The organism is Candidatus Borrelia undatumii (assembly GCF_020882015.2).
GTDB lineage: Bacteria > Spirochaetota > Spirochaetia > Borreliales > Borreliaceae > Borrelia.
Genome location: NZ_CP086555.2, coordinates 667,702 through 690,859 on the forward strand (window position 1 = coordinate 667,702; position 23,158 = coordinate 690,859).

The window sequence follows — 23,158 nt, forward strand, 5'->3', positions numbered from 1 at the left end:
TTTCCCTTCAATATTCAATTTGTAACTATTTGTTCTAGATCCAATTCTTTAAAGTTTGGTAGGGCTGTGTAGATTCCATTCTGAGCGCCAGATTGATTTTTTGTTCCTTTCCTAAAAGCCCTTGTAAAAAGGTAGATTATTCCTCCAAAGCTTTTATTGTACTTGTCCATGTTTTTAAAGAGTATTTTTTTTATTCCTAGTGCATAAATTTTGTATTGTAAGTCATAGCGTTCTTGTTTCATTATTTTTTTTAAGTTTTCTGGGCTATAGTCTTGTATGCTTTGTCCAAGATAATTTGTTTTGTAATCTAGAATGTATACCTTATTGTCAATTTTAAATGTAAGATCGATTATACCCTTGACGTATCCGTCTTTTAAACTTACATTGGGTTCTTTACAATTCAAAAGAAGATTCCTTTCTCCGCTAGTTTTTCTATCTATTTTAATTAAAAATTCCATTTCCTTTTGTAATTCTTGGACATCGCATAATCTTGCGTTAATAAATTCAATTTTTATATTTAGTATATTGTAAATCATCTGTGCAAGTGCTTCTTGTATCTCAGACGTGTTTAGATTTGAGTTAAAATATCTTATTTTTTTTTGTATAAGATTGATGTTCATTTCTTGAAAATTTTCAAAAGTACCTTTTGCATAGCTAAAATTTATATCTTCCATAATAGAGTGCAAAATATTTCCGATATCTTTACCTCTTGGAAGTGTTTCTTTGCCAGAGTCATCATCATCATAATCTGCCTCATTTCTTATTTCTTCATTTGTACGGTATATAGACTTATGAATTGCTGCAAGGCTCGTATAGCTGTGTGTATATTCTTTTTTGAATAGATTTTTATTTATTGGTGATGGGGGTACTAGAGTCACATTTGCGTTGGGATCTGTATCCCATTCATTGAATTGATGGGTTTGTAGTAAGTTGTATACATTGAAATCTAAATTTATACCCAGGATTGTTTTTATTTCTGCTAACGCAAGCATTATTTTTGTTATTTTCCCTTTATTGATAATAAAGAGAGCAAATCGAGCTCTTGTTGCTCCTACATAAAAAAGGTTTTTCTCTTCGTTTAAGAATTTAAGTGTAGCAAATTCTTGATTTTCTTTTAATTTTAGAAAGTCATATTCTATTTTGTCTTCCGAACAAAATTTATAAAATGGCTCAGATGGTTTGAGTAAGGTTTTATTTTTGTTATCTTGAAGATCCCCTATTAAGAAGACGATATTAAAGCCTAGTCCTTTTGATTTGTGGATTGTGAGTATTTCTATTGATTTGCTGTCTTTACCATTTCTATTATCTTCATCTTCTTCAAAATCTTTGTTGATTATGAGATTCTCTAGGGTAGATATTACCGATGCTACATCCTTTTCTTGGTAGTAAATTTTGGAAATAAGGTCTAGGCTTGCCTCATGATTATTAAGTTCTTCAAATTTTTTCTCATTTATTAGCGTTTCTCTATAGCTCTTTTTTGTGATTGCAAATTCAGTAAAAGTTGGATTATTAAAGTTTTTTGCCAGTTTTATCCAAAAATCTTTGTTTGATATAATCATATCTATTGCTTTCGTTAGTGTTATTTCTTTATTTTCAAGTAAATATATGATGTCGCTAATGGATTCTTCTATGTAGTGCATCTCATTTTTTTCCATGAAACTTATATGCGATTCCCATGGAAGATTTATTATTTGGCTTGTTAATATATAGTTTAAGGTTTTAAATTCTTGATTTCTGTCTAGACATTTTACTAAATAAAATATTTCGTTAAATTCTTTCGTTTTAAAGAATGATTTTTCAATTTTGTTTGTTTTGATATCTTGGCGTTTAAGAGCCTCATCTATTAAATTTATTTCTTTTGATGTTCTGCAGAGTATTGCAATATCGGATTCTTTAATTTTTCTAGGTTTGTCATTTTCGTATATTTTGCCATTTGTTAGTAAATATTTAATTGTAAGTGCTGTTTTTTGTATAATATTTTTGTTCTCTTCATCCTCTATTATGTTTATTCCCTCTATTTCTTTATCATTTATAAAAATGATATTGCTGTCATTTTTGGGCTCTGTTTTTGAGCTACTAAATTCAATCTGTTCGATTTTTGATGTCCAAGTCTTGCTATAGATGTTGCTAAAGATAACATTTAAAGGTTTAACTAATTTTTTATTTGATCTATAGTTTGTCCCTAAAGTTATCCTTGCATCATCCTTTATTTTATGACTCATTCCCTGGTTATAAAATGAGACATCGGCATTTCTGAATGCATAAATTATTTGTTTGGGGTCGGCTATAAACACTAACTTTATGCCACAGGAGTTCAGAATTTCAAATATTTCCATTTGTACAAGGTCTAAATCTTGTGCTTCATCAATTAGTATTATTTTATATCTACTTTTTATTGAATTTAATAGGTTTCCGTCGTGAGATTTCAGGTGTTTTCTAAAGTTTAATACCACGTGCCTTTGGTCTATTGTATTTGTTGCATTAATAAAGTTTTCAATCTCTTTTTCTATGTATTTAAGAATTTTATGTTCTACACTTAATTTGATATATTTTCTAAGGTTGCTTTTTTTGTCAGAGGTTATGTCCCTGTCTGTGCTTGTCTTGCGGCTGAGCTCTATTAAAGAGTTTTTAATCCGTATTTCCTTATCCGAAAGGATAGTGTTTTTGTTAATATTAGATGTTATTATTTTGCGTAAGAATTGATTGCTTATAAGTATTTCTGTTATCTTTACTATGTCCTCTTCATGTCTGTATTTGATTTCTGAGATTTTAGTTCCTTGATTATGTTTGTTAATGAAGGTTCTTTTTTCTTCCATATTCATAGTGTCTAGTGTTTTTATTATTAGGTTGTATTCGTGAATTAGTCTGTCTTTATTGGTAATTATTTTTTGAAAAATGGTTTGTTTTTTTATCCAATCTCCAAGCTCTTCTGTCTTGTCTCTTTTATAAGCGTTTCTTATGTTTCTAAGCATCTCTTCTGTGTTTCCGAAATTGGATTTAAAGATATCAAATTCATAATTATTTATTTTTAATTCTTTTTTAAGTACTTCTGTTTTTCTTAAAAGTTCATAGACTATTTCGTCTATTTCTGATGTGAAATTTTCTTTTACCCTGTGTTGAGAGAAATTTTCTGTTTCAATTTGAAAATTATTCAGGGAATATAGTGCAAATTTATGTATAGTTGATATGAAAATTTTATTTGATTGTGCGTAAATTTCTTTTAGTGATTTGTCTGTTTTTGAATTATTGTATGTATTCTCAATTGATTTTAATATTCTGACATTCATTTCTTCTGTTGCTTTTTTTGTGAACGTCAGTGCCAATACCTCTCCTGGGGAGTATATTTTGTTTATGAGTAGGCCTGTAATGGTCTGCTCTAGCGCATATGTCTTCCCAGTACCTGCTGATGCCTCAATTAGTATTTTTCCATTGCGTTCAATTTTGTCTATTATTTCTTGCATAAAAATTAGCTTTGCATTTTAACAAATTTATTATAAAAGTCTTTTAGTAGCTTTTCTAGACCTTCGTCTATTTCTAGCTCATTGGTGTCGTTAAATCTATTGTAGTAAGGACACCATGTGATGTCTTTTTGTGTAAGAAAATACTCCATATTTTTTGTGGTGGCAATGCTTTTTTGAGGGCATTTTATTTGTGCTTTTAGTGCGGTAGAAAATTCGTTGATGTCTTTTATTTTGGTTAAGCTTTTACTTATTAAGTCTTTGTAAATGGGGGTGGGGTAGCTTGAAATATACGCGATTTGTTTTAGTAGATTTTCAAGCCCTAAAGGGTTTATCTCTGTGTCCTCATAGGCATTTTCAAATGATAATTGAGCAGTTTCATAAGAGATTTTTATTTCCTGAATTGAGTGCATGTTCTCGACTTCGCTCTTTAAAATTAATCCCATTATGTATAGATCTATTTTCCTAGTGATAGTGTTTGTGCTATATTCTTTTTTTTCTAAATGGAAGTAATAATACCTATTATCGATTTTGTATATGTTTTCAAGTTTTCCATTTAATTTAAATTCTAGTGTTTCATCTTCAAAGTTAATAGGTATTATTTTATTTAATTTGATATCGGCGTTTTTCATTTTGGAAAATTCTTTAAAATTTATTTCAATGTTATTTTTTATTTCATTAAATTTTGACATGAATTCTTCCTTAATCATCTCTTTTTTGAAATTAAGGGGAACCATTCCCCTCTGAATTTTGTGCTCAATTATTCTATCTATTCTTTCAATTATTTGATGTTCACTAATTTCATCTTTTATATACTTGTGTATTGGAAAGAAATTATTCATCAGATTATAGTTAAAGTTAATAACATCTATAATCTGTTCTTCTTGTTTTTCCTTTATTTCATTAATGTGACTTATGTCTTTAATATATATATTTAATGTTTTTTCATAAAAGTGCTTGTACGGATTGGTGATGGCTTTATTGATATCTTTTATTTCTAATGGGATTGGTCCTCTCAATTTTATTCTTTTTTGTGTAAACTTTTTATGGTTGCCATTTTTTAGTGATTCTGCAATGTTGAAGGCATTTGTGTCATAACTTATTAGGTGATTAGCTTTTCGCTCTTTAAAATATTCAAAATCATAGTTTTCTATTGGGTGTGTTTCAATTTCTATCTCTTGTCCCATATCTTTTATGTAATTTATTAACTTGTGTATTACTTTGGGTCTGTTAATGTCAGTATTTAAAGATTTGCCTAGTGAATAATAAAGATAAAATTTATTTGATGCTGCAAAGATTATATTAATTAAGTTTGAGATCTTTTTTTGCTCTACATTGGCATAATCATAATATTCATTTAATAAATTCATGTTATCGAAGGAGATGTTTGAGTTTAATTTGTCAGCTCCCAGAAAGTGGATTTCAGATTTTTGTAAATACTCAATTCTATCAGAGCTTGCAACAAGTATTCCTATGTTTTGGTTCATTAATTGAGATGATTGTTGTTCTAAACTTTCTTCAAACATTATTTTAAAAAGTGCAAATTCGACTTTTGTATCTTTTACTTTTTTCATGTAGTCTTTGTGAAGATTCTCATTAAAATCTCTTGAAAAATTTTTGAGATATTGCACTCTTGTTTTTATATACTCGTCAATTTTGTCATCGTCTTCAAGTTTAATGTATTTATTTATAAACATTTCTATTATTTCTGCCCATTCATATATTGTGTATTCTCTTCCTTTAAAGTAAATTATATCTTCATACAAACTTTTTATTATGGTTGTCAGTTGTATTATTGAGTCTGGATCCTGAAAGCTTATGTTTTCTTGAAAGGTTTCGTTTTCATATTTTTCATCAAAAATTTCAGACGTTAGGAATCTGTTAAACCCGTCTTCCCATGAGTTTAAAAAGTTTTTGTCGTATGATAGGTTTTCTTTGTGAGTATCATTCATTCCAAAGTTAATATTCATAATGTCGCTAAATGTTATTAGATTTTGCAATTCATTCATTGAGATATTGAATTTATTCATGACCCTAGTATTACTTAAAAAGTCTATTATTTCTTTTCTATTAAAGTTGCTAATATTACCCCTGTTTGAGGTGAACAGCTCCATTAATTTTTTTAAGGCAATTACGCTTTTATTTTTTGAAATGTCTTTGGAATCTAGTACATCAAAATCAAGATCGTGTTTGTTTAAAAATTCTTCTATGTATGGTAGGTATACATCTATTTCATTTGGAAGACAGGTTATTATAATGTCACTTAGTTTTAAATTACTATTTTGTGTTGAGTGTAAAATATTGTTTACTAGGATTTCTACTTCTCGCTTTTGTATTGTTGATTCTATTATTTTAAAACTGTTATCTAGGCTTAATGGAGAGGTCTTTGCTATTATGCTGTTTTTAAAGCTTGCTAGAAAATTTTTTTCTCTAAATAATTTAGTGTCAATTTCCTCCTCTGTTTGTATTCCTAAATCGTGGTTCTCTATTTTTATTGGAAGAAGCTCTTCTATTAAGATAGATTTGTATTGAGTAATGTCTTCTAAAACCAGTTCATGCACATCCAGTTTGAAAATTTTTTGCAAATAGTACAGTATTTTTTTGTCAACTTCTCTTGTTTTTCCAATAATGATTAGTCTTTTCGTTTCAATACTTTCGGGATTATCTTTTATTTCATTTTCTATCTGTTTATGTAGGTCGAGGATATTGACTCGGTTCTTAAATAGTTTTTTAAACATCTCCTTTTGCATTGATTCGTATCGAGAGTTGATTTTGCCTTGAAATAGGACTCTATCCTGTTTCCAATTTTCAATAATTTTAAAAAATTTATCGTAATATTCGTGAAATAAGATTACTATTTTTGATGCGAAAATATATCTGTTTTTTGTCGATTTGAATTGTTTAATGCTTTTGATTTTGTTTTCTTTTAGTATGTTGTAGAGAATAAACTTTTCTGTTCCCGAATAAAGAAGTAATGTGTTGTTTTCTAGAAAGTATTTTATATTCTGGTTTTCTACTAAAAGGTCGTATATCACCTTCATTATGTTTTTTTTTACATTGAGGTTGTATGAAACCCCATTTAGAGTTGCTAAATATTTTTTAATTGCATCTTCCAGAACATTGCTATTTAAAACCAGGATGGTTTCTTTTTTAAAGACACTATCGTCTTTAATCAATTCTTGGATTTTATTATAAATTGCACAAACCTTGTTCGTTTTATATATTTTATACATAAATTAGTTTACACAATTTTGCTTTCCTTAATTAGTTTGTTCCTTAAGCTTCTTAAGTTTTCTGTGATGCTTACTTTGTATATGTGAGGGTTTATTATTCTCTTGTATGTGTGATCAATCTTTTTAAGATCACTTTGAACTCTGTACCTTAGTTTTTCCAAGCTTCTATCTGAAGCTTGATCAATTTTGTTGGTTTCAAAGGTGGTGTCCATTAAAAACTCGAAAGTCTCATAGGACGCTATTGTTTTAAATACGTTTTCTTGTAAAGGATGGTAAATTGTGAATTTTTTTCTTGAATTTAATATTTTCTTTACCTCCTCTTCTTCTTCCTTTAAAAAGATGAGGTCAAAAATCATTTGCTCGTCAGAGTACACTCTAACAATTCTTTTATGAGAGGGTAGGGTTGATTTTTCGATATTATTTGATATTTTCATTTTAGGAATAAATTCGCCATTTTTTTTAATTGATATCATTTTATATACTCCTGAAAGATTAGGGTCTCCTTTTGCAGTAACTAAATGTGTGCCCACTCCCCAATAATCAATGGGAGCATTAATTGAGTTTAGGTAAATAATAATATCTTCGTCGAGTTCGTTAGATACAATTATTTTGACCTCAAATAGTCCATTCCTATTAAGCTCTTTCCTTACTTCCTTACTTAAGTATTCAAGATCTCCGCTGTCAATTCTGACAGAAAAATTTTGATTTCCATTTGTTTTCAGTGATTTAAAAACTTTGATTGCGTTCCTAAGTCCGCTATTAAGCGTGTCATAAGTGTCAATAAGTAGGCTTACATTATTTGGATATGTCTTTGCGTATTCCCAAAAAGCTTCTTCTTCGCTTTCAAAACTCATCACCCAGCTGTGAGCCATTGTGCCAGTAACAGGTATGTTGTATTTGTATCCTGCAAGTACATTGCTTGTAAAGTCAGCCCCTCCTATGTAGGCGGCTTTACTTGCCGAGAGAGCTCCATTAATCCCCTGAGCTCTTCTGAGGCCAAATTCAGCTATAGTTTTAGCTCCTGCTTCCTTGATTCTTGCCGTCTTGGTGGCAATTAGACTTTCAAAATTTATTATGTTTAGTACCAATCCCTCTATGAGTAAAAGTTCGATGAGTTTTCCTTCAATAATTAATATGGGTTCAAAGGGGAAAACAATTCTTCCTTCTTCTATTGATGTTATTTTTATGTTTAGCTTGAGTGTTTTTAGGTATTTTAAAAATCCCCTATCAAAGTATTTCAGTGTTTCCAGGTACTCAATTTCTTCTTCTTCAAAATGAAGTTCTTTTAGAATGCTAACCAATGTTTGCATCCCTGCCAAAATTATATAGCCGTTTTTAAAGGGAGTTTTCCTGAAAAACATTTCAAATTTTGTCTTCGGGTTGATATCTTTAACAAAATAGGCATTCATCATTGAAAGTTCATAAAAGTCTGTAAACAAGGACATATTATCCATTTACCACATTATACATTATTTCAATATTTGATTTCTAATCCAGAAATACTCTTTTTATGTGCTTAAAGTGAACTTAAAATAAGGGAAGCTGTTTTTATGAAAATTGCTCCATAGGTTTTGACTTAATGATAATAGTATAATTGTTCACTGGAGATATTTTGTGATGCAAAAGAATGTATCTGGTTTCGATATTGTAATATTTGGGGTTACTGGAAATCTATCAAGAAGGAAGCTTATTCCTTCCCTTTTTAGTCTGTATAAAGATGGCTATATTAGCAATTTTAGGGTTATTGGATTTTCACGTAGGATTTTTAATGACGAAGAAGAGTTCAGACTTCATATTAAAGATGCTTTGTGGCAAGAAGAGGAACTGGCTTTAGTAGAAAATTTTTTAAGGTTTTTCGTTTATTTGTCAGGAGATTTTAAAGAAAAGGAAGCCTACGTTAGACTCTTTAATCTACTGGGCGAAACAGGAGAGAGATTATATTATCTCTCTACTGCTCCTGAGTTTTATGGGGCAATAATTGAAAATTTAAAGCCATATTCATCAACGGATACTCTTTCACGTTCTAAGATCGTTCTTGAGAAGCCATTTGGCAGCAGTCTTGATACGGCTAGGTGTCTAAATGCGCTTCTTTACTCTGTTTTCAAAGAGGATCAAATCTATAGGATAGATCATTATTTGGGCAAGGAAGCGGTTCAAAATATTTTTACATTCAGATTTGGGAATTCTGTTTTTGAGAGTATTTGGAATAATCGTTATGTAGATTTTGTTCAAATTACGGTTGCTGAGGAGATGGGTATTGATGGTAGGTTTGAGTATTATGACTCTGCTGGCGCCTTAAGAGATATGTTTCAAAATCATATTTTGCAACTTTTAAGTCTTGTTGCAATGGATTCACCTATCGGATTTAATTCGGACTTTATTCATGATGAAAAGGTCAAGGTTTTAAAGAGCTTGAAGAAATTCAATAAGGAGGAAATTGGAACTCATGTTATTAAAGGGCAATATGTAAGTTCTAGAGTACAGGGGTTTTTAAGAAAAGGATACAGAGAAGAAGCGAAATTTTTAGAGGCTTCAAATACCGAAACTTATTTGGCAATGAAGGTTTTTATTAATAATTGGCGTTGGTCTGGCACCCCATTCTATATAAGAACGGGAAAAGCACTTGCAAGGAAATTTTCGGAAATATATATTCAGTTTAAAAAGCCTGATTTTACTCTTTTTAACACCGCTTTGAACGATATGTCAAATGCTTTGATTTTCAGAATTCAACCAAGAGATGGGATTGAGTTTAAGTTTAATACTAAGCGACCAGGATATAATTATGAGATTCAGAAAGCTAATATGGAATTTTCTTATCATTCTTCATTTAGTAAATTTTTTGGAGAATCTTATGAGCGTTTACTCCTTGATGCTTTTTTAGGGGATAGGACTTTATACGCCCGTAATGACGAGATTGATAGTTCTTGGGAATTTGTATCAGATATTCTTAATAAGTGGGGGGAGGTTAAGAATTGGGACTATTTTTATGGATCCGAGGGGCCACAAGAGGCAAATATGATTTTAGAGAAGGGTCATTTTTGGCGAAGTATGTAAACAGTAAATTTATGCGCCTATTAATTTAACAATGGAGACTAACTTAAGAAAACATGGTTGTGGTTTTTTCTTTGTGTTGAACCAAGATTTGTTATTTCTTAATGGAATACCGAGATATTGGTTTATTTGTGGTAGACTTACAGCAATATGCCTATTGGGGGGCATAATTGGTTAGTGTCTTTTAGCTTGCTCTTTTGTGTTTGGGGATGTTTTGTATGGGGAATATTGAAGTTAAACCGAGTGTTTTAGGGCTGTTGCCCTTTGTTGTTTTTGTAATGGTTTATTTAGGGACTGGGGTTTATTTGGAGTTTAGGGGTGTGGAGATGGCTTTTTATCAGTTTCCTGCAAGTGTTGCGATGTTTGTTGCATCTGTTACGGGGTTTTTGGGTTTTCGGGGAAAGCTAGAGGATAAAATTCACAGTTTTGTTGAAGGGGCTTCTCAGTATGACATTATTTTGATGTGTCTTATTTTTTTATTAGCGGGTGCTTTTTCCTCTCTTTGTAAAGAAATAGGAAGTGTTGAAGCTGTTGCTAATGTTGGCCTTAAATACATAGGATCCAGATGGGTCGTTTCGGGCATATTTTTGGTTACTTGTTTTATTTCTTTTTCAGCAGGGACTTCTGTTGGGGCGATTGTAGCAGTTGCTCCTATTGCTTTTGAGATTGCAAGTAGAGCTGGCGTTAATTTAAGTTTAATGGCGGCCTCCGTGATGTGTGGTTCTGTTTTTGGCGATAACCTTTCTTTAATATCAGATACAACTATTGTTTCAAGTCGTACTCAGGGGAGCAGTATTGTAGATGTTTTTAAGGCCAGTTTTGTTTATGCATTCCCATCAGCTGTATTTGCTTTCTTTGGATTTTATTTCCTATCAAACGACTTGGTTAATCTGGAATCTTTGGTTGACAGTTCAATAGATTTAGTTAAGGTAGTACCTTATTTTGCCATTATTGTTTTATCTCTTCTAGGGTTAAATGTTTTTTTTGTTTTATTTGTAGGCATTTTATTTGTAAGCGTTATTAGTATTTTTTATGAAAATTTGCAATTTCTATATGTGATGAAAAAAATTAGCGAGGGATTTCTTGGTATGGGTGACTTAATTTTTCTCTCAATACTTACGGGAGGGGTGTCTTTTATTGTGATTAAAAATGGAGGGTTTAAGTGGGTTTTAGTTAAGCTTAAGTATTTAATACGAGGCAGGCGTTCTGGAGAATTTGCAATAGCATCTCTTGCATCTGTAGTTGATGTTTTTCTGGCTAATAATACGATTGCTATTCTTATTTGTGGCAAATTTGCAAAGGAAATATCTCTTAAGAATAAGATATCTCCCTGTAGAAGTGCTTCACTTTTGGATATTTTTTCTTGTGTTTTCCAGGGCTTTATTCCATATGGGGCTCAAATGATCATCCTGATAGGATTTTTTGATGGACTTGTTTCTCCTATGGGTGTTATGTCATTTTTAATTTATCATTTATTTTTGTTACTTTTTGTGATTTTATCTATGGTTGGTCTTGATATTAAGAGATTTTCTTGGGCTTTTTCTAGAAATTGAGTTTATTTGGCTTATAAAGGAGGTTTTAAATGGATACGAATAAATGCGTGACACCGAATTTTTTAGGACTCGTTCCCTTCCTTGTTTTTATTGCTGTCTATATTGGAACGGGGATAGTTTTAGAAGTTCAAGGTGTTAAGATGGCTTTTTATCAGATGCCACCTATAGTTGCTATGCTGCTAGGCGCTGTTTCAGCATTTCTTTTGTTTAAGGGTTCATTTACAGATAAAATAAATGAATTTATTAGGGGATGCGCGCAGTTTGATATCGCGTTTATTTATTTAATATTTATGATTTCAGGTGCTTTTTCTTCCGTTTGTAGGGAGATAGGTAGTGTTGAAACTGTAGCAAACATTGGACTTAAATATATACCTTCTAATTTGTTGGTAGCAGGTATATTTTTAATATGCCTTTTTCTTTCTACTTCAACTGGTAGTTTTATGGGTACTGTTGTAGCTATTACTCCAATTGGACTTGAGATAGCAAATAAAAGTGGAATTCCTTTGGCAATGGTTGCAGGCGCTGTACTTGGGGGTGGTGCTTTTGGAGATAGTATGTCTTTAATATCAGATACAACTATTATTGCAAGTCGTACTCAGGGAGTTAAGATTAGAGACGTTTTTAAGGGTGGAGCCTGTTTTGCAATTCCGGCTGCTGCTTTAGCAACTGTGGCATTCGCTGTTGTGGGTTCATCTGTTGAAAGTATTAATTTTGGTGAGCTTGATGAGATTAGTTATTTAAAGGTTTTTCCTTACCTTTTTGTTATAATTTTTGCGTTCCTGGGTGTAGATGTTTTTTTGGTTTTATTCATTGGGATATTGATTGCCGGTGGTATTGGTATTTTATATGGTGAATTAACTTTACTTTCAGTTTCTAAAAGTATTAATGGAGGTTTACTGGGTTTAAGTGATATGATTATTCTTGTTGTTTTTACAGGAGGCGTGTCTTATATGACCATTAGGCACGGAGGATTTGAGTGGGTCTTAAATAAGATGAAGCGGTTCGCTAGGTGTAAGAGGAGCGCTGAGTTTACAATTACTTTTTTGATAGTTATAGTGACAGGATTTCTTGCAAATAGTGGTCTTGCGATTTTAGTTAATGGGACTGTGACTAGGGGAATATCTGAGAATAATTCGGTATGTCCTAAACGATGCGCGGCCTTGCTTTCTGTTTCTTCCTGTGCTTTAATCGGGGTTTTGCCGTATGGTATGCACATGATAAGTGTGATAAATCTTGCCAAGGGAACTATATCTCCAATTGAAATAATCTCCTTTTTGTTCTACCAAGCCTTTTTGGGTATCATCATTATTCTGTCTATAGTTGGCATTAGTTTGAAAAATTATATTTTTAGTTTTGCTAAAACCTAGGAAACAATCTTTCTTAAATGATTGTTTCCTTTTAGACGATCTTATGAAGCTAATTCTACATATATCCTTAGTTGTTCCTCTTTTACTTCTTTAGGTACTGTTTTAAATACTTCTAATTTTGAGAAATCTTTTGGAACAAATTTTTCTTCCAAATATATTTTCATTTCAGGGTTACTCTTTGTTTCCTCTTTTAAGCGATCCAGCGTATTTTTGTTTGGTGAATTATATCTTGTCTCTTGAAAGTTTGCATAAGATGCATCGTTCTCATAAAGAAAGTTTATGAATTTATAGGCAAGTTCTTTGTGAGGTGCATCTGATGGGATTGCCATTACATCAACCCAAAGATTTGTATCCTCCGGGGCGTAAAAATCTAGATTTGCATCTTTTATCATAGCGTCTTGGGCTTCTCCACTCCATGTTAACTGAATAGATGCCTCCCCGCTAAGTATTAGCGATTTTGCAGCAATATCTGAGAAGTAACCTACTAGCAAGGGGTTTTGTTTTTTCAATATCTTTCCCGCTTCCCTTATTCTAGATATGTCGTGTTCATTAAACATATAACCAAGTTGCTTAAGCGCAACTCCAATATTTTCTTTTGGAGAATCTAACATTGCAATTTCTTTGCCGTATTTTTCATTAAACAGTACATCAAATCCATTCATATCTTGCATATCAACTTTTGTTTTGTTATAAAGTATCCCCATTACTCCCCAAAACATAGGTACAGAATAAGTATTTCCAGGATCATACTCTAGGTTTGTAAGTTCTTTCAAGATATTATCTCTTACATTTGGCAACCTTGAATGATCTATTTTTTCAATTCTATTCTCACTTGCTAATTCACCAATTAAATATTCTGAGGGTACTATTATGTCATAGTACTTTTTTGTGCTATTAAACTTTGCCATCATTTCTTCGTTGTTATTAAAAATTTCATAGTTTATTTTTATATTATTTTCTCTTTCAAATTGAGCCAACAAGTTTTCATCAATATATTCTGCCCAATTAAGAATATTAAGGGTGTCTTTTCTCTCTCCGGAAGAACAAGATAGAATTATTAAAATTAATATTGTTAATATTTTTTTCAAAATTAAACTCCTTTTATCTAAATTTCTGTGTCTGTTGTTAATTTTTTAATTCCTACAAATTTATTGATTATGAATAAAAGACCAAGTATTACGAAAAATAAAATAGAAGAAATTGCATTTATTATAGGTTTTATTCCTCTCTTTGTTAAAGAATTTATAAGTATTGATAAATTGTTAACACCTTGTCCTGTGGTAAAAAAGGATATTAAAAAGTCATCAACGGATAATGTAAATGCAATAAGCCCGCCTGTTGCCACTCCCCCAATTATTTCTGGGAATATTATGTTTTTAAATATTTGACTCTCTGATGCTCCAAGGTCACGAGCTGCATCAATGATATTTTCTGAAAGTGAATATAGCTTGGGTAGGATCGTTATCACTATATAGGGCGTTGAGAACATGATGTGCGACATTAGCATAGTGGGAAATCCTAGTTGTATTTTTATAGCTGAGTAAAATGTCATCAGGCTAATGCCAGTTACTATGTCAGGATTAATTATTGGTATTTTATTGATTGATAACAAAACTGTTTTTATTCTTTTATTTTTAGTTTTATAGATACCATAAGCACCCAGAACGCCAATTGTAACAGAAACCAAAGATGATAGTATTGCCACAGATAAAGTATTGTATATCACGATTTTTATTTGCTGTGATTCGAAAACTTCTTTGTACCATCTTAAGCTAAATCCTTGCCAAAAAAAGCCATGATCACCTGCATTGAAAGAGTAAACTACTAAAATTATTATGGGTGCATAGATAAATGCAAATGTGAAGAACAAAAAAGTGTTTTTTAGTATGTTAAGCATATTGAGTCCTTATTCCAAATGGTTTTTATGCATCAACTTAAGTATTGTTAGATTAAACATTAGTATTACTATCATGACAATAAAGGAAATAGCAGCTCCAGTATTCCAATCTTCTACAAATAAGAATTGTTTTTCGATTAAATTTCCAATCAAAATCTGTTTAGAGCCGCCTAACAAGTCTGAGATAATAAATACCGTAATTGAGGGAATAAATACCATTATTATTCCTGTTGCAAGGTAGGATAATGTTAATGGTATCTTTATGTATAGCAAAATCTGCCACATTCTTGCCCCAAGGTCTCTTGCTCCTTCAATGTATTCAGGCTTAATTTTTAGAAGTCCCGTATATACGGGCAACACCATAAATGGTAGAAAATTGTATACCATGCCGATTGTAACAGCCCGTTCGTTGTAGATTAAATCTATACTTGAAAGCCCTATTGTTTCAAGCAAGTTATTAATAATTCCATTTTTCCCTAATATTCTTATCCAAGCGTAAGTTCTGAGTAGGGTATTAACCCACATGGGAAGTATTATCATTATTATGAGTATGTTCTGAATACTTTTTTTCGATATCGATATGAACCATGCTGTAGGATACCCAATTAGAATACAGAAAATGGTTGCAATTAATGCGAGTTTGGTGCTTCTTGAGAAAATTCTTAAGTAACTTGGTTCCAGCAGCCTGTTAAAATTCGCAAATGTAAATTCGTTATTCTCATTAAGGAAGCCGAGGGTTATCACTATGAGAAGTGGGATTACAACAAAAATTGACAAAAATAGAACATATAAAATCAACGTCACTTTATTCATCATTATTGTTTTTTACCCATTACATGGATGTCGTTAGGTTCTAGGAATATATCAACCTCTTCGCCGACCTTTGTAAGCTTCGTACTCTGGATTAGCCAGTTAGATTTTTCAATCTCTAGTGTCATTTCGTAGTGAACGCCCTGAAATATTGCCGAGGTTATAACTCCACTCAAGTGTCCTCTTCCTTTGGGGAGTATCTTTACATCCTCCGGTCGTATTACAAGGTCAACAGGTTCTTTATTTTGAAACCCCCTATCAAGACACTCAAAATTTTTGCCAAACATGCTAACAACAAACTCTTTTTCGTATATTCCATCAAAAATATTACTCTCTCCAATAAAATCAGCTACAAATTTCGTATTAGGTTCGTTGTATATTTCCTCAGGTGTTCCAATCTGAAGAATTATACCCTCGTTCATTACGACTATTCTGTCGCTCATTGTTAAGGCTTCTTCCTGATCATGAGTTACATAAATAAAAGTGATTCCGAGCTTTCTTTGTATGTTCTTAAGCTCTCTTTGCATTTCTTGTCTCATCTTTAAGTCGAGCGCGGAGAGTGGTTCATCTAATAGTAAAAGTTTGGGCTCCATAACTATTGCCCTTGCAATAGCAACTCTTTGCTTCTGCCCCCCAGATAATTCATTGATGTTTCTATAAGCGTATTTTTGCATTCCAATTAAAGAAAGAGATGATTTTACTTTTTCTTTAATCAAGTCCTTGCTCATTTTCTTTATTCTAAGTCCGAATGAAATATTGTCAAAAACGTTCATGTGTGGGAATAGCGCATAATTTTGAAATACAGTATTGAGTTCTCTCTTATCAGGGCTGATTCTTGAAATCTCTCTTGACAGGAAGTAAACATCGCCTTCCTTTTGATTTAAAAAGCCCCCCAATATTTTAATAAGCGTGGTCTTTCCACAACCCGAAGGACCAAGCAGCGTGATAAATTCATTTTTTTTAACTTTTAAATTAATCGCATCCAGAGTTTTATTACTACTATCAGTGTAGTAATGACTTAAGTCTTTAATCTCCAGGATAAAACTATTCAACTAATGGAACCCCCCTTTCATGCGAGCATCCATAGAATGCACAGGAGTAGATTATACTTTATATTAATTTCTATGTAAATAATTTTAATTTAGTGTTGTTTTGGTATTTTAAGGTCAAGTATTATTTTTCCAAATTTACATTCTCTATATTCTTTTATTAGTGTTTTTGATGTTCTTTCGATGTCTATTTCGCAGTTTTTGTTTATAAATCCCCTCATTTTTGCAAATTCTTTCAAAATTTGAAGTGAATCCGTTGAGACTATGTTACACTTGTCCAATAATTTTTTTTTGTTATTGTTGTGCATTTGTTTAAGTAAATAGAGAGAAAGTTCCGTATTGTCTATTATTTTCTCTTTTATCATGTCTAGGATTGCAAGCTTCTTTGCAATCTCTTGATCCTCTAGGTTGTGCCATAACAGACCCGGCGTATCAAAAATATTAATTTCCTCGTTTATTTTAACGATTTGTATATTTTTTGTGTGCCCCGGTTTATTTGCAACGCTTGCACTTTTTTTTCCTACCAATAGGTTCATTATTGATGATTTTCCAACGTTTGGTACTCCAATTACTAACACCTTTATTTTTTCTGTATAAGTTTTAATTTTTTTCACGTTCGCTGCTTTCTTGATTTTGTCTATAATTTGTTTTCTCATTCCTTTTTTATAAATATTGCCAATTATTACATTATTCCCAACAGAATCGAAATATGCTTTCCATTTTAAAATTTCTCGTTCAATTGTGAGGTCTGATTTATTTAGAAGTATTATTTGTTCTTTTTTTGCATCTTTAATTATTTTTTCGGTTAGTGGATTTCTAGTGCTGAGTGGTGCTCTGGCGTCAAGGATTTCTAATACAATGTTTGTTCTTTTAAGATTTTCATTGATTAGGTCTAAAGCTCTTTTCATGTGGCCGGGAAACCAGTTTATTTTATTTGGCATACCTAAATTATAGTTTAACTTACGCATGCCAAATAAAATTTTTGTATTTTTGTATTCTTAAATCTATAATGGAGTGTCTACTAGAGAATTGTACATCTTAACATTTAAGATTTTTATAAAAAGTTGGTGTAGGAGGTTTGCGTATTAGTAAAGGGATTGAAAGAGGTTTAATTGTTTCTTGTCAGGCGCTTGAGGGTGAGCCGTTGTATAGCAGTTTTATTATGTCTAGGATGGCATTAGCGGCAAAGATGGGGGGGGCAGTTGGAATTAGAGCCAATGGGATTTCAGATATTAGCAAGATAAAATCAGAAGTTGATTTACCAATAATAGGCATTATTAAGAAGGTTTATGGTAATTCTTCCGTTTTTATTACACCTACCATTAGGGAAGTTGATGAACTACATGGGGAAGGGGTTGATGTTATTGCCCTTGATGCTACTTTAGGGGAGCGTCCCGATGGGATCTTGCTATCTGAATTTTTTAATAAGATTAGAGAAAAATATCCCAATCAGCTCTTAATGGCGGATATTGGCTCTTTGGAAGAAGCTATTATTGCGGATAAACTTGGGTTTGATTTTATTGGTACAACTTTGCATGGCTATACAAAGGATACTGAGGGGCTAAATATTGCAGATGACGATTTTTCTTTCTTAAAGAAGTTGCTTGGATGTAATCTTAAATCAAAATTGGTAGTTGAGGGCAAGATTGATACGCCTCTTAAGGCTAAAAGATGCTTTGAGTTAGGAGTTTCTTTTGTTGTTGTGGGTAGCGCTATTACAAGGCCTATGGAAATTACAAAAAGTTTTGTTGAGAGGATAGAAGAAGTGGGGAAAGTTTAAAAATATTTGTAACTTTGCAATGTTTATTTTGTCCTTTTGGACAAATAGGAGTTTTTATGGGAAAATTTTTTGAAAATGCTCAAAAATTTGGGCGCTCTTTCATGTTGCCTATTGCCATTCTGCCTGCATCAGGATTGTTTTTAGGGATTGGGGGGGCTTTATCTAATCCGGCGACTGTTAATGCATATTCTTTTCTGGATATATTTTTCTTGCAGTCAGCCTTTAAAATAATGAGTACAGCGGGTGCTATAATTTTTGTTAATTTGGCTCCGATCTTTGCAATTGGGGTTGCTGTTGGACTTGCAAAATCAGACAAGGGAACGGCGGGGCTTGCGGCTTTTATTGGATATCTTGTTATGAATGCCACCATTGGTATTTTGGTTGATATGTCAGGAAAGGCTGAAGTTCTTTCAAGTGGAGCTGTTGGGTCAATACTTGGGATTAGAACTTTAGAAACGGGCGTTTTTGGAGGAGTTGTTGTTGGTATATTAACTTACTGTCTTCATGACAGGTTAAATAAGGTTGAGCTACCAAGAGTTCTTGGTTTTTTTTCAGGTTCTAGGTTTATACCGATAGTGGTTTCTTTTTCAAGTATTCTTCTTGCTGTGTTTATGTTCGTCTTTTGGCCATTTATGCAGTCTGGAATTAGTAAAATGGGTGGTTTAGTAGATTCAACAGGTTATGTTGGGACGCTGATTTATGGTGTGTTTTTAAGAATGCTTGGTCCTTTTGGCTTGCATCATATATTTTATTTACCCTTTTGGACAACTGGTCTTGGTGGATCTGAGATTGTTAATGGTAAATTAGTTGAGGGAACTCAGAACATTTTTTTTGCTGAACTTGCAGCTCAAAATACTAATAGATTTTTTGTCGGAACAAGTCGTTTTATGAGTGGAAGGTTTATTACCATGATGTTTGGATTGCCTGGGGCTGCTTTTGCACTTTATCGACTTGCAAAACCTAGTCAAAAGACAAAAGTTTTTGGTCTTTTGCTGTCTTCAGCTTTAACTTCGTTTTTAACAGGGATTACGGAGCCTCTTGAGTTTTCTTTCCTTTTTGTAGCACCATTTCTTTATGTTATGCATGCTGTATTCGATGGTTTTGCATTCATGCTTTCACATGTTTTACAAATTACAATAGGGCAGACTTTCTCTGGGGGATTTATTGATTTTATTCTTTTTGGGATTTTGCAAGGGAATTCAAGAACTAATTGGATATTAGTTCCAATGGTAGGTTTTTTCTGGTTTTTCTTGTATTATTTTGCTTTTGCTTTCTTTATATCTAGATTTGATTATAAGACTCCAGGAAGGGAAGAGAGTCCAGATTCTAGTGATTCATCCCTCTCCTTGAAAGAATCAGGGGGTACAACTGCTGCAACTGAAGTGATTGCAGGGCTTGGCGGTGCTGAGAACATTATTGAGCTTGATTGTTGTGCTACAAGGCTTAGGGTTACTGTAAAAGATTCTATGAAAGTTTTACAGACTACTCTGGATAACACTGGAGCAAAGAAAGTGATCATTAAGAACAACGGAATTCAGGTGGTTTACGGCCCTGGGGTTAGTGTTCTTAAGAATGAGATAGAAGAAATTCTTGGTAATTAGAGTTTAAATGGAAGGCAAGTGTTGTCACTTGCTTTTTATGCCTTTAATGAAGTCAACGGCGTATTTTGTAAAATAGGATGTGTTTTGAGCGCTCCTATGGCTGTGATTTCCGACCGGAACGTGAGAGTGACGACTTTCAATGAGGATCATAGGTATCGCCTCTTTATCTCCTCCGTACTCGCTTATAAACCTATTTATTCTACTAGAATCTACCGTTGGATCCTTGGTGGGATAAATTGTTATCATAGGTGTTTTTATCCTGTCAAATCCATATGAGTTTATTAACTTAACAAGTCCCATCATTGCAATTATTGAATCTACTTGTTGCAACTTTGAATGGAAGGTTTTAATCACCTCGTGTTCTATCCTTTTGCTTTCTTTTGTTCCAAATTTATTGTACCCGCCCGTTGCGAGATATGCAATTTGTCGTCCCCAGGGATAGTAAATTAAGCTTGTTCTCTTGTCTTTAGGATAAATATTGGGAGATATTAGGACGGCAGAATTTATATCGTTTGGATAGTTCTCTAGCGCCCAAATAGCGGCAGCCCCACCGTTTGAGGTTCCAATGATTATTAATTTTTCTCCTATTAATTTTCCAATTTGAATAGCCTCATCAATATCCCTTAACCAGTCTTGAGTTTTAATGCCTTTGAGCGCATCTTTATCCTCAATTCCGTGCCCCTTAAATCTTGTAAAAAAAGTATTTGCATTTAAAGCCTTAGCTATGTTGTGCGGAACGGGATAGATTTCGTTTTTGGATGATCCAAATCCATGAAAATAAACAACGGAATATCCCGTCTTTTCCTTCTTTTTGTTCCATATGATCTCTTTTCTTGTATTTTCTTCTAAATTGAATTTGGATTCTTCAATCAACAAGTATTGGTCTATTTCTTCAATTCTATTAGGAATTTTGATTTTTATAAATTCATTCCTAAACCTCACTCTTGGGCCGACCAGTACTAAAAGAAGCAAGAATACAGAAATGAAAATAGCATTCTTTATGGTCATAACTTGTTTTCCTCATGGCTGGAGGCGCAAATAATATCCTCATCTTCTTCACTCAATTCTTGGGAGCAGTTGTTACAGGATCCTGAATAAATGATTTCAATAGATTTAGTTCTCCATTCTTCCCCAAGTTTGTCTTTCAGAATATCTTTAATCTCATCAAGTTCTATAGGATATACTTGGTTGCATTTATTACATTTAAAGTGAGCTATTGTAGAAGACAAACTCAGATAAAATCTTGTTTCTTTCTGGTCAGTTGTTTTTATGTCTTTCAAGATATTTCGTTCTTTCAGAATGTTCAGGGTATTGTACACTGTTGCTTTTGATAAACTTGGTATTTCCGCTATTAATTTATTATAAATTTCCTTTGCTGTGAAATATTCCCTTGGATTTGATGCTATATGTAAAATTATTCTATTCCTTGAATGAGAAGCTTTCATTCCCAACTCCGTTGTTAACGCCTTCAACAAGACAGGGTCATTAGTAATTCCTACCTTTTCCAAGGCGGAATGCACTTCCATTATGTCATTATTCATATAATAAACCTTTTATTATTTAAGATTAAGTACTTTAACGTCCTTATGGAATAATTTTATAACGATTTATTGATATTTTACTACTGTCAATTATTTATTTTCATATTTTTATGCTTGGATAAAAGAGCAGATTTTTTATTTTTGAATTTATCTTTATTTTGTTATCAAAGTTGTTGTTCATTGGGAGTAATAATAAATTCAGGCTCAAAGAGTAATTACTCAAATCTTCAGTTTTTACCATATTGTAAGAGCCCCCTATGTTTAAAATGAACCATCTCTTGTTGCTTCTTTTCTCGATTTTGTAATTAATTGTGTATATGATGTACTTTTCGATATGTAGAAAACTAATAAAGAAATTGCTGTTTTGATCACTTCCTTTAGAGATTAAAAATTCTGTGCCGTTAATGTACCCCTTAATATCTCTTTTTGTTTCAATAATTTTTTCGTAAGTGTCATAGTCGCTGTATCTTGCAGTAATCTTCAGGTTTGTTTCTTTATCAACTTCAAAGATGGGTATTTCTAAACTTGAATATTCAAGCAAATAATTTGTTTCGACTGTCTTTAGAGTTTTGCTATCCAACGCTAAATCGGAAGGCCACACTATTTTGATTGATATAAAAAAGCTTGCAAGATTTTCATCTAGGAAGAAATCAATTATCGACTTTTCTTTTGTATTGAAATTTAAGTACTGTCTGACCCCCAAAATTTTGTCATTTGAAAACGAGAATGAGCTTTCAATAGTTGGTTCTATAATAACATTCTTTTTTGATAAAACTTTAAGGTAAGTTCTGCAAGAGCCTAAAAATTCAGCATGCCTTTCCTTGTGTTTTATTTTGCTGAGTTTTCCTTTTTCAAACCTCACATTATATTTCAAGTGGGATAGCGTGAAATTACCCTCCATGTTGTATTCAAGATTTTTGCCTGTAATAGATTCTGGATTGTTTGAATATTTTTCAAAGTTTTTACTTGTTAAAAATTCTTTTAAGGAATTTTCATTTATTTGGTATTCCTTTAGTCTCTTGTTTTGAAACTGTAAAATCAGTGCTTGCTCTTTTAATGAATTAAACTCTGGGATTTCCAGAAAATCTGTAGCTATTTTGGTTCCTTCTAGATTTTGTAACTTGATGCTATAAAGGTTCGTATCTAACTCCTTCAAGGAGAGTAAGAAATTTTTCAACTCCTGATTATTATACACTTCTTTAATTTCGTGAAAGTAAAGAAGTGTATTTATATTTTTTTTGTGTATTTCGGGATCTTGAATTTCGGATAGGAACTGACAATTGTTTTTATAAAAAACCAAATACTTCTTTTTATTTTTTGCATATCTTATTCCTTCTATGTAGTTGAAATTAAGTTTTCTGTATAGTTCAAGCACCTTCTTCCTCAGTTTTTCCATCTTGTATATATAAAACATAGGAGGGTTATCTTTGAATAAATCTTTATATCCACTACCAAATGGATTCTTTAAAGCCCAATATAGGTCTACATGGATCTCATCGTGTAGCATGTATTCATGAGGATTTCCGCTGTAAGTGCTTGGGATATATATATCTTCATTATTTTTAAGTCTTTTAAAAAACCATTCATTTAACTCCGGATTCAATTTCATAATTTCAAAAAAGTATGTCGGAAACGTCCAATGTATCTTGTAATATAGCCTCTTATTTTCAATCAAGTATTTTGTATTTGATAAGATAGAATGTAATTTGTTCTCAGCGAACGCGGTTATCGAGATAATGACAATGTAGGTAGTTGGACCCTTAAACTTTCTAAACAACATAAAGAACCATATACAAGTATATATGAGATTGGCATAAA

General features: G+C 32.2%; 16 protein-coding genes. 5 read left to right on the forward strand and 11 right to left on the reverse strand.

What is annotated here, in order from left to right; translation table 11 throughout:
* Window positions 1-14: 14 nt before the first annotated feature.
* Genes recB through LKV13_RS03230 form a run of 3 tightly spaced genes read right to left on the reverse strand, consistent with a single transcriptional unit; the run spans window position 15 to window position 8,145 of the window.
* On the reverse strand, window positions 15-3,461 hold the full coding sequence (gene recB / locus LKV13_RS03220) for an exodeoxyribonuclease V subunit beta (protein ID WP_229089327.1): 3,447 nt from the start codon (window positions 3,459-3,461) through the stop codon (window positions 15-17).
* Window positions 3,462-3,466: 5 nt separating this feature from the next.
* A complete protein-coding gene (locus LKV13_RS03225) occupies window positions 3,467-6,691 on the reverse strand; it encodes a PD-(D/E)XK nuclease family protein (RefSeq protein ID WP_229089329.1) in 3,225 nt (1,074 codons plus the stop codon).
* Window positions 6,692-6,699: 8 nt separating this feature from the next.
* The gene (locus LKV13_RS03230) at window positions 6,700-8,145 is read right to left on the reverse strand and encodes a nicotinate phosphoribosyltransferase (protein ID WP_229089332.1); all 1,446 of its coding nucleotides are present in this window, start codon (window positions 8,143-8,145) and stop codon (window positions 6,700-6,702) included.
* A gap of 163 nt (window positions 8,146-8,308) precedes the next feature.
* On the opposite strand from LKV13_RS03230, the gene zwf reads away from it, so the two are divergent.
* From zwf to LKV13_RS03245, 3 genes are all read left to right on the forward strand, one after another.
* A complete protein-coding gene (gene zwf / locus LKV13_RS03235) occupies window positions 8,309-9,745 on the forward strand; it encodes a glucose-6-phosphate dehydrogenase (protein WP_373464041.1) in 1,437 nt (478 codons plus the stop codon).
* Between the two features lie 215 nt (window positions 9,746-9,960).
* Window positions 9,961-11,295, forward strand: a complete 1,335-nt coding sequence (locus LKV13_RS03240; RefSeq protein ID WP_229089334.1) for a Na+/H+ antiporter NhaC family protein — start codon at window positions 9,961-9,963, stop codon at window positions 11,293-11,295.
* 29 nt (window positions 11,296-11,324) lie between these two features.
* Window positions 11,325-12,662 (forward strand): Na+/H+ antiporter NhaC family protein, encoded by a 1,338-nt coding sequence (locus LKV13_RS03245; protein WP_229089335.1) that lies wholly within the window; start codon window positions 11,325-11,327, stop codon window positions 12,660-12,662.
* Window positions 12,663-12,703: 41 nt separating this feature from the next.
* On the opposite strand, the gene LKV13_RS03250 is transcribed toward LKV13_RS03245, so the two are convergent.
* From LKV13_RS03250 to ylqF, 5 genes are all read right to left on the reverse strand, one after another.
* Window positions 12,704-13,741, reverse strand: a complete 1,038-nt coding sequence (locus tag LKV13_RS03250; RefSeq protein ID WP_373464042.1) for an ABC transporter substrate-binding protein — start codon at window positions 13,739-13,741, stop codon at window positions 12,704-12,706.
* A gap of 26 nt (window positions 13,742-13,767) precedes the next feature.
* The gene (locus LKV13_RS03255; RefSeq protein WP_229089337.1) at window positions 13,768-14,559 is read right to left on the reverse strand and encodes an ABC transporter permease; all 792 of its coding nucleotides are present in this window, start codon (window positions 14,557-14,559) and stop codon (window positions 13,768-13,770) included.
* 9 nt (window positions 14,560-14,568) lie between these two features.
* On the reverse strand, window positions 14,569-15,372 hold the full coding sequence (locus tag LKV13_RS03260; protein WP_229089338.1) for an ABC transporter permease: 804 nt from the start codon (window positions 15,370-15,372) through the stop codon (window positions 14,569-14,571).
* A 2-nt stretch (window positions 15,373-15,374) separates the two neighbouring features.
* A complete protein-coding gene (locus LKV13_RS03265) occupies window positions 15,375-16,421 on the reverse strand; it encodes an ABC transporter ATP-binding protein (RefSeq protein WP_229089340.1) in 1,047 nt (348 codons plus the stop codon).
* Between the two features lie 89 nt (window positions 16,422-16,510).
* Complete coding sequence (ylqF, locus tag LKV13_RS03270; RefSeq protein WP_229089726.1) at window positions 16,511-17,359, reverse strand: ribosome biogenesis GTPase YlqF; 849 nt, start codon at window positions 17,357-17,359, stop codon at window positions 16,511-16,513.
* 143 nt (window positions 17,360-17,502) lie between these two features.
* Here ylqF and LKV13_RS03275 point away from each other — a divergent pair, with 143 nt between their 5' ends.
* Entirely contained in the window at window positions 17,503-18,198 is a 696-nt protein-coding gene (locus LKV13_RS03275; protein WP_373464043.1) for an N-acetylmannosamine-6-phosphate 2-epimerase, read from the forward strand.
* A 56-nt stretch (window positions 18,199-18,254) separates the two neighbouring features.
* Window positions 18,255-19,799 carry a PTS transporter subunit EIIC gene (locus LKV13_RS03280; protein WP_229089343.1) on the forward strand — a complete coding sequence of 515 codons (1,545 nt, stop codon included), beginning with the start codon at window positions 18,255-18,257 and terminating at the stop codon, window positions 19,797-19,799.
* A 24-nt stretch (window positions 19,800-19,823) separates the two neighbouring features.
* On the opposite strand, the gene LKV13_RS03285 is transcribed toward LKV13_RS03280, so the two are convergent.
* The 3 genes from LKV13_RS03285 to LKV13_RS03295 all read right to left on the reverse strand — a co-directional run bounded on the left by LKV13_RS03285 (window position 19,824) and on the right by LKV13_RS03295 (window position 23,120).
* Window positions 19,824-20,807, reverse strand: coding sequence for an alpha/beta hydrolase (locus tag LKV13_RS03285; protein WP_229089345.1), 984 nt, complete (start codon window positions 20,805-20,807; stop codon window positions 19,824-19,826).
* Window positions 20,804-21,340 (reverse strand): ferric uptake regulation protein, encoded by a 537-nt coding sequence (locus tag LKV13_RS03290; RefSeq protein WP_229089346.1) that lies wholly within the window; start codon window positions 21,338-21,340, stop codon window positions 20,804-20,806. Before LKV13_RS03290 ends, LKV13_RS03285 begins: the two co-directional genes overlap by 4 nt.
* A gap of 100 nt (window positions 21,341-21,440) precedes the next feature.
* The gene (locus LKV13_RS03295; RefSeq protein WP_229089348.1) at window positions 21,441-23,120 is read right to left on the reverse strand and encodes a histidine kinase; all 1,680 of its coding nucleotides are present in this window, start codon (window positions 23,118-23,120) and stop codon (window positions 21,441-21,443) included.
* Between the last annotated feature and the right edge of the window lie 38 nt (window positions 23,121-23,158).

Bases quoted from the DNA above. Each gene is read 5' to 3' on its own strand.
- zwf (WP_373464041.1), top strand. From the start codon at position 8,309: ATGCAAAAGAATGTATCTGGTTTCGATATTGTAATATTTGGGGTTACT.
- LKV13_RS03230 (WP_229089332.1), bottom strand. From the start codon at position 8,145: ATGGATAATATGTCCTTGTTTACAGACTTTTATGAACTTTCAATGATG.
- LKV13_RS03285 (WP_229089345.1), bottom strand. From the start codon at position 20,807: ATGACCATAAAGAATGCTATTTTCATTTCTGTATTCTTGCTTCTTTTA.
- LKV13_RS03225 (WP_229089329.1), bottom strand. From the start codon at position 6,691: ATGTATAAAATATATAAAACGAACAAGGTTTGTGCAATTTATAATAAA.
- LKV13_RS03240 (WP_229089334.1), top strand. From the start codon at position 9,961: ATGGGGAATATTGAAGTTAAACCGAGTGTTTTAGGGCTGTTGCCCTTT.
- LKV13_RS03295 (WP_229089348.1), bottom strand. From the start codon at position 23,120: ATGTTGTTTAGAAAGTTTAAGGGTCCAACTACCTACATTGTCATTATC.
- LKV13_RS03280 (WP_229089343.1), top strand. From the start codon at position 18,255: ATGGGAAAATTTTTTGAAAATGCTCAAAAATTTGGGCGCTCTTTCATG.
- LKV13_RS03260 (WP_229089338.1), bottom strand. From the start codon at position 15,372: ATGAATAAAGTGACGTTGATTTTATATGTTCTATTTTTGTCAATTTTT.
- recB (WP_229089327.1), bottom strand. From the start codon at position 3,461: ATGCAAGAAATAATAGACAAAATTGAACGCAATGGAAAAATACTAATT.
- ylqF (WP_229089726.1), bottom strand. From the start codon at position 17,359: ATGCCAAATAAAATAAACTGGTTTCCCGGCCACATGAAAAGAGCTTTA.
- LKV13_RS03245 (WP_229089335.1), top strand. From the start codon at position 11,325: ATGGATACGAATAAATGCGTGACACCGAATTTTTTAGGACTCGTTCCC.
- LKV13_RS03290 (WP_229089346.1), bottom strand. From the start codon at position 21,340: ATGAATAATGACATAATGGAAGTGCATTCCGCCTTGGAAAAGGTAGGA.
- LKV13_RS03255 (WP_229089337.1), bottom strand. From the start codon at position 14,559: ATGCTTAACATACTAAAAAACACTTTTTTGTTCTTCACATTTGCATTT.